The sequence below is a fragment of the Amycolatopsis sp. M39 genome, assembly GCF_001651785.1.
GTDB classification, from domain to species: Bacteria; Actinomycetota; Actinomycetes; order Mycobacteriales; family Pseudonocardiaceae; genus Amycolatopsis; species Amycolatopsis rubida.
The window spans coordinates 356,106-367,558 of record NZ_LWSF01000006.1 but is presented as its reverse complement, the minus strand read 5'-3'; the positions used below and the strand labels follow the sequence as shown (position 1 = coordinate 367,558).

Sequence of the window (11,453 nt, the reverse complement as noted above, 5' to 3'; positions counted from 1 at the left end):
GACAGATGAACGGAGGCAGCCGTGCCCGGCAAGGTCATAGACAATCAGTGGTGGCAGAGTTTCGTGCTCGCGGCACCGCGCACCGGCAAGCTCGCGGTGACGCGGAAGGACGGCAGTCCGCACGTGACACCGGTCTGGGTCGACCTCGACGGCGGCACCGTCGTGTTCACCGCTCGCGCGGACTCGGTCAAGGGCCGGGCCATGCTACGCGAGGGCAGGATCGCGATCTGCTTCGACGACGACCGGCCCCCGTTCGCCTTCGTGCTGATAACCGGCGACGCGGAGATCGACGACCACGCCGGGAACGTCCGCCGCTGGATGCACCGGATCGCGGCCCGGTACCTCGGAGAGGAACGCGCACAGGAGTGGGTCGACCGCGTCTGCGTTCCCGGCGAGGTCGTCGTCCGGGTGGCCGACGCGACCGTCATCGGCCAGGCCGGAGTCGTGGACTCCCTTCTGGCCTCGCCGCCGCCCGCGCTGGAGAAGCCGGCTGTCCCGTGAGGACCGCGTGGCGAACACCCCAGCGACGGCCGGCGCGACCATCGACGAGATCAGCTCCAGCCACGGCTCCTCGTCGAACGAACACTCGATCAGGTGCCGTAGGGAACATCGACGCTCGCGTACGCGAACTGCCATCGAGCACGGATCGCGGTCGAAGCGGGTCGCGCCCCTGCCCTTTGACCGAGTCCACACGCATCGGAACGGGCCAATCCGATGAGGTTGCCTCCTGCGCTGGGTCTCCGGTCAGGCTGCCGCAGTACTGCCTTCCCCTGTCAGCCAGCTGCTTTGGCGAGAAGCGAGGAGGCTTCTCGTTCCCGAGCAACGACGGATTCTTCGTTGACCATCGGCCCGAGCGGCCGTTCTCCGGGCCGAGCCGTCCGGGCGATCGACCCACGGCCCCAGGCCAGACCTCGACGACGGCGAGCAGGCCGCGGCGTGCTCGAACCGCGGCTCCCGCTCGTCCTTGCGCGAACTCACGAGATCCGGCTCATCACTCGCAGACGCGCCGATCTCGCGTAAGACTGCCCGTCGCAACGCAGCCGCCCGCGGAGACAAGCTGGGGCGATCCCGCGGCGGCGAAGCCGGCCGCAGGCGAGCAGCTCACGGGCCAAGTCCTCCGCCTGGACGGAACACCCGTGACGAGGCTGGAAACAGCGCCGCGGCCAGCCGGAACAAGCCGCGGCACCGGATCGTCGATGAGCGAACGCGTGGAGCTCAGAGCAGATCTCCAGCTGCTGAAGACCGGCTTTCCGGATGATGCGTCCACGCGAATCTCGCGGAAGCCGCCGCGCTGCGGACGCGAACTCCCGCCGGAGCCAGGACGGACTCCGCACTACACCGGATGGGCCGGTGCATCCGCACACGATCGCCTGCGGGGCTCAGCCGATCTTCCTTGTGTCGCGAAGGAAAGATCGGCAGGCTTCCCGGCCCTGCGCCACCGGACAACCGCCGCGGGCAAGGTCGAGCCTAGTGGACTTGGTAGTCGACGGGCGGGTGTTCGCGGTCGTGGGTCACGGCCGAGACAGACTTGCCGCCGTCGACCGGCAGGGTCACGCCGGTGATCCACGACGCCAGCGGCGAGAGCAGGAAGGCCGCCGCCGTGGCGATGTCGGAGGGTTGTCCGATCCGGCCCAGCGGGTAGCTTGCGGCGATCGTCTCCGGTGGCAGGCGGGTGACGGAGTCCATGAACGTGGTGCGCACGAAGGCCGGCGCGATCGCGTTCACCCGCACCCTCGGCGCGAGCTGGTCGGCCAGGTCCTCGGTCAGCCGATGCAGCGCGGCTTTGGTGGCACTGTAGGCCGCCAGCCGCAAAGGACTGGTCGCCGCCACGGTGTTGAGCATCAGAACCGAACCGCCATGGTCTTTCATCCAGGCATGCCAGGCGAGCTGCACGTAACCCAGCGCGCCGAGGACGTTGGTGTCGAACGTCCGTTGGAAAGTGTCCAGAGCCATGTCCACGGCCGGGGTGTTCCTGGCGGGGTTGATGCCCGTCGCGTAGACCAGCAGATCCAGCCGCCCGGTCTTCAGCACGAGGTCCACTGCCGTCTGCCGCTCGTCAGCCTTCCGGCTGTTGGCGACCACCGGCTGGATCGGGTTTCCGGTCTCCCTCTCGATGCTCTCGGCCGCCTCCTTGAGCGACTCCGGGTGCCGGGCAGTGATCGTCACCGCCACGCCGCGCCTGGCCAGTTCCAAGGCTATCGCCCGGCCGATCCCGCGGCTGCCGGACACCACCAGCGCACTCAGCCCTCGCATTTCGAAGTCGTCTCCGGCGGGGCGAGGATACTCGTCGTCCAGGGCCACGCCTGGGCCGGTCGGAATTGTCACACTGTCCTCCACAGGCTGTTTTCCGGTCTCACTGTGAAACACCTTCGACGATGGACAGGAACCCCGGCCCCGTCTTTTCCATCACCCTGGTCAGCCGCATCCCGGCGGCCGAGAAGAGCTCGGCAAATTCGGCCTCGGTGCGGACCCGGCCGGCAAAAGATGCCAACAGGACCAGATCAATGCCCTTTCCGGCATGCGGCGCGTTGCCCGGCGGCACTACGCATTCGAGGGCGACGACCCGGGATTCGGGCTTCATGGATCGGCGGATGCTCTGCAGAATGCGTACGCACTGGTCGTCGGGCCAGTCGTTGAGAATGTACTGGAGCACGTAGACATCGCCGTCCGGCGGAACGCTTTCGAAGAAGTCGCCGGAAACGGCCTGCCAGCGGTCTCGGTCGTCCAGCTGGCCAAGATCGTGATTCGAGACGACGATCGGCTGGTCGAGAAGGATGCCCCGCAGGTCGGGCCGGATTCGCAGCAGCTCCACCAGGAACCTGCCGCGGCCGCCTCCGACGTCGACCACCAGACCGTCCGGAGGAACACGATAGCTCTGGGCGAACCCCCTGGCCTCCAGCTGGGACCACTGACCCATACCGGCGTCGAACTCGCCGGCCGGGCGTGCACCTCCCAGAACGGGCTGCCGTATACGGCGTCGATGGCGGCCAGCCCGGTGCGAGCGCCGGCGACGAGCTCGCCCGCAGGACGCCAGATCGCGGGCTCCGTGATCATCAGAACCGCATCGCGGACCGACGTCGGAGAGTCGGTGCGCAGGGCCTGGGCTCGCGCGGTGATGGCGAAGCGGCCGTCGCCGTCCTCGTGGAAAACTCCGCGAGAGGCGAGCAGGCGCAAAACCCGCGCGAGTGCGTTCGGATGCGTTTTCGTGCGCTCAGCCAATTCTCCGGGGTCCGCCGGGCCGTCGGCGAGCTGATCGGCGACGTTGACCAGGGCGGCCACGCGCAACGCAGCGGAATAGAGGTAGTCCAGACTGGAGGAGAGCAGGAAATCTGCGGATTCTTCGCGTGCCACAGGCGTTCCTTTCACACTGCTTGGATGCGATAAAACAGTACGGTGACTTTTCTCGCTCTCGGCGGTTTCCCGTGGATCGCAGCGACCACGACAGGCCGAGGCGGACTCCCTCGGAAAACCCGCCCGGGAGCCGCCGGCGAAAGTGACTCGTAGTGGTCACCTGCGGAACGGCCAGCAGGCGGTGCGCGGCATCCTCTGTCACCTCCCTCCCCGTCCGAGGCTGCGTATTCACCGAGGATTCGCCAGGGCCCTGAATACGGAAGGCTGGCCACTAGCATTACTACGGAACCCAGTCACGCGGGCGGTCGCATCAGTGCACCGGGTCCCCGACAACCGTCTTGAAGTAGCCTCGTAGCGCGGCTTCCGCTCGTCGTACGGCAGCGGCTATGTCGTCGCCGTCTTCGCCAAGTTCGACGGCGGCGACGAGAACGTCGGCGCAGGTGGACAGGATATCCACTGGAGGGTGCTCGAACTGTTCCAGATACCGGACGATCGCCGCCGGGGTGCTGGCGAGACCGCGCAGGGTGAGGAGCAGTTCGGCGCTGACAGCACACCACAGCAGCAAATTGGTGCGCAGAACGGCTGCCGCGGCGCCCGGTCGCGCACGGTGGGACAGTTCTGTCATGAAGCAACCGAAGTCGACGGCGCCTTGAGGGACTGGTTGCGCCGGGTCCACTTCGAGTTCGGCGGCGGCTTCCCGGAGGACGGGGCGGACAGTGCGGGCTGCCTGTGTCATCTTCCGGAAGAGGTCACCGGCCGGAGAGGAGCCGAATTCGGCCGCCATGCGTTCGAATGCCGCGATCTCTGTCAACTGCGCCGGGAGTTCGCCTGCGACGAACCGGCGGAGGTCTTCGAGCGCCAGGCCGTGCGTGCAGGATCGGCGGTATGCAGAGGTTTCCCGGACGAACCTCGATATCCTCGGTGTCAGCGCGCTGAGAAGCCGGGCGCTTCGTTCCCCGGGAGCAACCACCGTTGCGGCGTCCGACGGGCGCTGTCGCACGGCCGACGGCGGGGGCAGCAGGCCGGACCGGGCGAAGCGGTCCAGCAACCCGTCCAGGTAGGCGGTTCCCGCGGGCGGCGGGTCGAGGCCCGCGTTGGCCGTCGCGCGAATCGTGTTGGTGCAGCTGAACTCGGGGAAGAACCAGTGTGGCCGCATCTGCCCGGTCGCCGTCCCTGTCTCGCTGATCAGCGGGGCCAGCTGCCGCGCAGGATGGCCGGGCGACTGGATGAGGGCCGAGACGTCCTGTGCCCAGCGATCGTAAGGTATGTCGCGAATGGAGTACCCCCGGTTCCGCAGCCGGTCGACGAGTGCGCTCAGTTCGCCGGCAGCGGGGTGGGTGATGGTGTAGACGCGGCCGTCGGGAGGCTGGGTGCGCAAAACGTGCACAATCACGTCGGCGGCATAATCGGCCGGGGCGAAGTCGAGCGGCAGATCGGCCTCCGGTGCGGCCCCGGTGTCGACGATCGCACGGGTCCACGCACCGATCGGGGTGTCGCCGCTCCGCAGCACGCCTTCGGCAGCCGCCGCGATGGCATGCGGCCGGTAGATCGCCGCCGGCAGGCCGCGCGAGCTGGCTTCCCGGACCAGATCCTCGGCTGCCCGTCGACTGTCGGCGGTGCCCGGCCGGTCGGTGCCGAGCGGGCTTGGACGGTCGTCTTCCAGTATGTAGCGGAGGTGCGCCGTCCCCGATCCCGCGATCGTGAGAAGGGTGGAGATGTGGTGCAGCGGTTTGAGGCGCTCGCTCGCCGCCAGGGCGATCAACGCGCGCACGCCGGAGACAACCGTCTCCGCCCGCGGCGATGCCAGGGCCGGACCAGCGTCGAAAGATCCATTGTGGACGATCATTTCCGTGGTGCGCGCCAGTTCGTCGTAAGCGTCCGGGGACAACCCGAGCCGGGGCTGTGACAGATCACCGGCCAGGGGAACGACGTTCCCCTCGACCGCGCCGAAGTCCAGCCCGTGGCCGCGCACCCGCTCAGCCAGCTTGGACAACCCGTGCGCGGCGTCGCGGGCACGGATCAGGCAGCGCACCTCGGCCACCCCGGCCCTGACCAAGCGGTCCAGCAGAAAGGATCCCAGAAGGCTGGTGGCGCAGGTGAGGAGCACCCGCTTCGGGGTGCGCCCCTCCGGGATCGGCGGGGCAGCGAACCGCAGGGAGGAAAACAGTCCGGAGCCGGCCGGCCAGTCTCCGGTCTTCGCCGCGGAACCGTCGTCGGGGCTGCGAGCGTGCATCAGGTTCTCCCTCGCCTATCCGTTATTCGGGATTTCGCCGCCGAACGGACCCCGCGATCGGACGGCCAGGCCCTCCCCGGTGATTGCCTGGCTGTATCAAGACTTCACCCGGTGCACGGCCGCAGGGAAGAAGTTGCCGCGTTTTCCCGGTTTATTTCTGGCGGACGTTGATCGGTCATCGCGGCGCGACTGCCCGCGGAGTTCGCGAGGAGGGGCTGGGGCCGCGCACGCTGGCCGTGTCTGCTTCCGGCATGTGGACGCGTGCGTGGCCGCCGGACGCACCACCCGCGCGATCCGCCCTCTCGTTCGTGGCGACCGGCCGCTGTCTCAGTCGAGGCTGACGGCGGCACCGCGATCGCAGTGCCGCCGAGGCCCACCCAGGTCGATGTGACCTGCGGCGTGCCGTCTTTCTTGCGACCGCGAGGTGTCCGGTGCTCGTGTGCGGAGCGGACGAACCTCTGCCGCGGGCTGCGCGTGGTCGGGCAACTCCTCGCCCCGTCTCGCGGCCGAGCCAGGGGGCCGGCACCGGGCGAGACGGCAGCGGCCGCCGCGGGTCCTTGCGGAGGAGCGCCGGGTACTCACTGCCGGCTACGCCGCTGTGACCGCGAGCGGTGAACTGATCCCGCGTCGGCAGCCGGATGCTCGATCCGCTTTGCCGAGTTGTCCCGGCAGGCGGCGAGTTCCGCGATCGACACGATCGTCAGGTCGTGCACGCCGGCGAACTCGACCAGCTCGGGACCGCGCAGCAGATGGCCGCGGGGTCCCGCTATCTCCACGATGGCGGCGGCCGGTCTCAATCCGGCGAGCGAGGCCAGGTCGACAGCAGCCTCTGTGTGCCCAGCCCGGACGAGGACACCGCCGGGACGCGCCCGGAGCGGAAAGACGTGGCCCGGCCGGGTGAAATCGTCCGGGGCCGTGTCTTCGTTCGCGAGCAACCGCAGCGTGGTAGCGCGGTCCCGGGCCGAGATACCTGTAGTGACCCCGTGGGCGGAGGACGCGTCCGCCGAGACCGTGAACGCGGTGCCCATGGGGTCGGTGTTCGCCGCCGCCATCGGTGGCAGCCGCAGGCGGTCGAGGTCCGCCGCGGCCATCGGCGCGCAGATCAGCCCGCGGCACTCGCTCATCATGAAGGCCACGATTTCCGGAGTGGCCTTCTGCGCGGCGACGACCAGGTCCCCTTCGTTCTCACGGTCTTCGGCGTCGAGCACGACGACAGGCCGCCCGGCGGCGATATCCCGGACCGCCAGTTCCACCGCGCCCGGCGGCCGCCGCGCCCCGGAAACGGGCGGCCCGAAGCCATCGCGTCCACCAGAGACGGTCATCGCCCCCGTATTTCGCCCGTGCCGGGACTTCGCCGACATGATGGTCTCCCTTGAACGCCGGTGTGGAACATCCAGCGTCGTCGCGGTGTCTCCACGGCTACAAGCCGTTCACCTCATCAGGCCGTTAAGCGGCGCTGCCTGTTCATTCTGTTCTCCCGGCGCGGAGAGGGCGGCGACCGGGTGCCGGGCAAAGCGGCCGGCATGTCCTGATCGCCTGACTGGTGACGGCTCCCTTTCCGGCCACGAAACAGAACCTGATGTCTCCGCCCGCCTGCCCGGTTTAACGCGTCGCGACGCTCAACAGCCTTTTCCCCGTGCGTACTTACCCCGGCTCCACCGGGCTGAGAGCCTCGTAGCCTGAACCGTCGAACGGGACGACTGTCCGGGAGGAAGAGCTGCCATGAAGTTCGGGGTGTTGTACGAGCTGCAGGCTCCGCGGCCGTGGAGCCCGGACAGCGACCAGCGGATGTTCGCCGAGGCGCTGGAACAGATCGAACTCGCCGACCGGATCGGCATCGATCATGCCTGGGCCGTCGAACACCACTTCCTTGAGGAGTACTCCCACTGCTCCGCGCCGGAGGTGCTGCTCGCCGCCGCTTCCCAGCGCACCCGCGACATCCGGCTCGGCCACGGCGTCTGCCTCACCTCGCCCCGGATCAACCACCCCGCGCGGGTGGCCGAGCGGATCGCGACGCTGGACGTGCTGAGCGGGGGCCGGGTCGAATGGGGCACCGGTGAAGCGGCCACGGCACTCGAACTCGGCGGTTTCGGGATGCCCTACGACGAGAAGCGGGCCATGTGGCAGGAAGGCGCCCAGGCCGCGGCCGACATGCTCGCGCTGACCCCTTATCCCGGGCACGAAGGCGACTACTTCAGCATGCCGTGCCGCAACATCGTGCCGAAGCCGCTGCAGCGGCCGCACCCGCCGATGTGGCTCGCCTGCGCACGGCGCGAGTCCATTCTCCGGGCAGCCCGAAACGGCATGGGAGCGCTGGTCTTCGGATTCGTCGAGCCGGAAGAGGCGAAGACGTGGGTCGCCGAGTACTACGACATCATCAGGTCCGGCAAGTGCGTGCCCATCGGACACACCGTGAACGCGAACGTCGCCGCGCTCTTCGGGTTCTCGGTGCACCACGACGGGGAAGAGGCGATCGCGCGGATCGCCCCGGGGCTGCGGTACTTCGGCTACAGCTTGGGCCGCATCTGGGCGTCCGGGCACCACCGCCCAGGACGCACGGATGTGTGGTCGGCATTCCAGCGGGAGGAGACCGGCATCCCCTTTCACCCCGAGCAGGGAATCATCGGCACCCCCGCTGAGGTGCGTGGGCTGCTCGCGGGTTACGAACGAGCCGGACTCGACCAGGTCATCTTCATCCAGGCGGTGGGGCGGACGCGGCATGACCACATTTGCCAAGCGCTGGAACTGTTCGGCACCGAGATCGCGCCCGCGTTCCGCGAACGTGACGCCGGTGCCCGAGCGGGCAAAGACGACCGGCTCGCGCCGTACGTGGCGGCGGCTGAGGCCCGTCGCGCACGGGCCCTGCGTCCGCTCCGCGAGGAGGACATCCCGGTGGTGCGGGCACCGGAGCACCGGGAGGAGGCCGGGCAGCACGACCAGCGTCTTCCCCCGGACAGCGGGATCGGCGGCGCGCTGCCCGTACCGGCCCGGCCCGGCGGTCCCAGCGCGTCGAGACGCGAACGCACCTGACGAGACCGGGCAGCTTCACTGCCGGAGAGGCGGCACCTCATGCGAACTGGCGAGTACGGCGACCACTTCGTCCCGATCGATCAGAAAAGCGCGCGGCTGCTGGACAAGGCTGAGCACGGGCTGCTCGCGCTCAGCATGTTCAACAGCTATTTCAGCCAGGAAGTCATCGATTTCAGCGTCGCCGCCATGCACGACCGGTTCCGGACGTTCGACGTGGTGACCCCCGGCGAGCAGATGCGGAGCCTGCTGGAAGCCGCCGGATACGACCAGCAACGCGCTCTCGCCAAAGTGCGCAAGAACCTGTCGATGCTGCGAGGCAGGACACTGCGCGCGTTCGACCGGATCGGGGTCCCCCGGCTGACCGCGCAGGCCCATCTGCTCACCTTCGACGACTTCCGCGGCGGGACGCCTCACGACGAGATCACCGCCGTCATCCGCGAGAAGGCCGAGCACGACAACGTCTTCCGGGACGCGTGCCTGAACATCTCCCGCCGTGTCCTGCGGCGGGTCGACCAGAGCAGGCAGCCCACGGAAGCCGAGCTGGAGGCCACCATCGGCTACTACGTCAGCGAAGCGGCGGTCATGACCAACACCGCGGACATGCTCGGCCACGACAGCTCGGTCACCTGCTACCGGCATGTCATGGAATTCATCGCCCCGCTGTACGAAGGCAAGCTGAGCTGGCGCCCGTCCGAAAAACAAGGCTACGCGAGCCTGCGCCGTCCACCCTCCTGACGGTTCTCCGCTCTGCGGAGGGACCGATCACCGCCAATCAAGTCCACTTAGGACCGCCAGCGGCCGAACAGGTGCTGAGCCGGTGACGGCAGGCGGTGCGACCCAGACCGGACGTTACCCGGTGGTCCCGGCAGAACCGCGACCTCCGGAACCGGCGGCAGGGCGAAGCAGCCTTCAACGACCCGGCGGCAGGAACCGGGGCCGGAGCGACACCCCGGCTGGCGATAGCCGCTCGGATGCCTTCGGCACCAGCGAGTCTCCGTCGGTCGCGGGCGCAGACGACGACCTGGCCGGGGCCGACCGCGAACGAGCAGCGCTGCCTCGCTCCGCAGGATGAGCAGGCACCGTCCACGGTGGCCCGGTTTTCCGCCCCGGTGCGGCACACGGCTGACCGGGCTCGGACAAGCTGGGGCCACCCTGATGCCCGCCCCCGCTCAGCGCAGCAGCGCGCCGAGGCCGTTCCGCCGCCGGGCAGACCTCCGGTGGGCCCCGCCGCGTGACATCCCGACGTTCACCCCATCGCACCGGTCCCTCGCACAGTGTGCCGCCGCCGAACGGACTCCGTCTCCGGGCAAAGCCCGACGGCCGCCGCCAGGCCGCCCGCGTCATCGGGGCGCCGGATGCGAGCAGGGCAATCGGTCGCCCTTCGGCCGGAACCGCGAATCGGGGCGCGTTTCCCTCCTCGGCCGAGGACGCGATTCAGGCGTCGAGCCCTCGCCTTCGGCATGGCACGATCCTCGATTCGCCGCAGTCGTTGAAAGCGGTGGCCTGCTCGGCGAGGCGCATGGTCCGGTCCTCGGTTCAGATGGTCTCGGGAAGGACCCGGTCGTGTCTGTGCCGGTGCGCGATCTGTGCCAGGATCTCGGCCGCCGTTTCGTGATAGCGGTAGGGGTGCAGGATCGCCTTCGCCCTGCGTACCGCGGTGTCGATGCTCGCCGAGCGGAAAGCTTCGCTCTGGCTGAGAAACTGGCTCCAGGTCCGGCAGGCCGCCGTCAGGCGACCTTCGCGCGCTTGGAGTTCCGCGAGCCGGGCGAGCATGATCACACGCAGCCGGGCGAAATCGGCCGGACATCGGCGCACGCCCTCGGCCAGCGCAGTGATGGCCCGTGTCCGGTCGCCGCGATGGCTCGCGGTCACCGCCTCGTAGTACGAGACGTACGCCCCGGTGAGCACGCCCGGCCACGTCCGCCCATCCGGTTCCCCGGCCAGCTTTTTCGCCGTCCGCAGGTGGCGGTCGGCAGTCTTCCCGTCGGCCGCGGTCGCCGCCGCGGCCGACAGTTGCCCGTGCAGCAGCGCGCGCATCCCGGTGCCGGAGTTGCGGCCGTGTTCCAGCGCGAGGCGCGCCAGCCGGGTGGCGGGGGCGGCGTGTCCGAGCTCCCTCGCCTGCATGCTGAGCAGCCGCAGCACCCGCGCCACGGCATCGGTGTCGCTGATGGCGATCGCCGCGGAAGCGCTGAGCAGGTAATAGCGCTGAGCGTTGCCGTGGGCCTCGTCGTCGTAGTGGGCGTAACCGCAGACCCGGACCATGCGCGTGGCCGTGTTCAGCAACTCCCACCGGACTCCGGGCTTCGCCGGCCGCAGCAGGAGGGGACGCAACTTCGTATCGATGTAGGACTGCATAGCCTTGCGCGCAGGACTGGCTCCGAACTGGGCGACAGTGCACGCGAACATTTCCGTCATCGTCGCGACCGAGCGCACATCGCGGGCGGCCAGTGCGGATCCGCGCTCTCGCGCGCTCCCGAATCCCAGGCCGGAGAGGTCCGGCACCGCGGCGAGGGCGTCGAGGGAATAGGGAACGGGGCTCTTCGGCGGCCAGGCCGGCCCGCCGGGCCGCTCCTCCCCCAGGTCGTAACCGCCGCGCCTGGGGCCGGGGACGCCGAAGCCCGTCTCCTCGGCAGTGACCCTGCGCCCGAGCCGCCGGGAGATCGCCTCGGCGATGACCTCGGGCACCGGCGGCCGGGGACGCACTCCCCCCAGCCACTGAGACACCGAAGGCCGGGCGTAGTGCAGGTCGAGGCCCATCTCGCGGCCGATCCTGTTCACCTCGTTCGCGAACGCGGGTCCGTTCCAGCGGCACTCGTCGAGCGCTTTCCGAAGAGCGTGG

7 protein-coding genes are annotated in these 11,453 nt (G+C 69.3%); 3 read left to right on the top strand and 4 right to left on the bottom strand.

Features of this window, described 5'->3' with window-relative positions; all coding sequences use genetic code 11:
• Nucleotides 1-21 precede the first annotated feature (21 nt).
• On the top strand, nt 22-501 hold the full coding sequence (locus A4R44_RS18865; RefSeq protein WP_067581993.1) for a PPOX class F420-dependent oxidoreductase: 480 nt from the start codon (nt 22-24) through the stop codon (nt 499-501).
• Nucleotides 502-1,467: 966 nt separating this feature from the next.
• On the opposite strand, the gene A4R44_RS18860 is transcribed toward A4R44_RS18865, so the two are convergent.
• The 4 genes from A4R44_RS18860 to ribB all read right to left on the bottom strand — a co-directional run bounded on the left by A4R44_RS18860 (nt 1,468) and on the right by ribB (nt 6,945).
• Nucleotides 1,468-2,325 carry an SDR family oxidoreductase gene (locus A4R44_RS18860; protein WP_232791663.1) on the bottom strand — a complete coding sequence of 286 codons (858 nt, stop codon included), beginning with the start codon at nt 2,323-2,325 and terminating at the stop codon, nt 1,468-1,470.
• Nucleotides 2,326-2,353: 28 nt separating this feature from the next.
• Complete coding sequence (locus tag A4R44_RS45850) at nt 2,354-2,956, bottom strand: methyltransferase (protein ID WP_255366136.1); 603 nt, start codon at nt 2,954-2,956, stop codon at nt 2,354-2,356.
• Nucleotides 2,957-3,661: 705 nt separating this feature from the next.
• Nucleotides 3,662-5,584, bottom strand: coding sequence for an SDR family oxidoreductase (locus A4R44_RS18850; protein ID WP_067581989.1), 1,923 nt, complete (start codon nt 5,582-5,584; stop codon nt 3,662-3,664).
• Nucleotides 5,585-6,162: 578 nt separating this feature from the next.
• Nucleotides 6,163-6,945 carry a 3,4-dihydroxy-2-butanone-4-phosphate synthase gene (ribB, locus tag A4R44_RS49115; protein WP_232791662.1) on the bottom strand — a complete coding sequence of 261 codons (783 nt, stop codon included), beginning with the start codon at nt 6,943-6,945 and terminating at the stop codon, nt 6,163-6,165.
• 361 nt (nt 6,946-7,306) lie between these two features.
• Between ribB and A4R44_RS18840 the strand changes: the two genes are divergently transcribed.
• The gene (locus A4R44_RS18840; protein ID WP_067581987.1) at nt 7,307-8,614 is read left to right on the top strand and encodes an LLM class flavin-dependent oxidoreductase; all 1,308 of its coding nucleotides are present in this window, start codon (nt 7,307-7,309) and stop codon (nt 8,612-8,614) included.
• A 39-nt stretch (nt 8,615-8,653) separates the two neighbouring features.
• Nucleotides 8,654-9,349, top strand: coding sequence for a tRNA-dependent cyclodipeptide synthase (locus tag A4R44_RS18835; RefSeq protein ID WP_067581983.1), 696 nt, complete (start codon nt 8,654-8,656; stop codon nt 9,347-9,349).
• Nucleotides 9,350-11,453 lie beyond the last annotated feature (2,104 nt).

What these genes read in the sequence shown, in the direction of transcription:
- ribB (WP_232791662.1), bottom strand. Translation starts at nt 6,945, where the DNA reads ATGTCGGCGAAGTCCCGGCACGGGCGAAATACGGGGGCGATGACCGTC.
- A4R44_RS18835 (WP_067581983.1), top strand. Translation starts at nt 8,654, where the DNA reads ATGCGAACTGGCGAGTACGGCGACCACTTCGTCCCGATCGATCAGAAA.
- A4R44_RS18840 (WP_067581987.1), top strand. Translation starts at nt 7,307, where the DNA reads ATGAAGTTCGGGGTGTTGTACGAGCTGCAGGCTCCGCGGCCGTGGAGC.
- A4R44_RS18850 (WP_067581989.1), bottom strand. Translation starts at nt 5,584, where the DNA reads ATGCACGCTCGCAGCCCCGACGACGGTTCCGCGGCGAAGACCGGAGAC.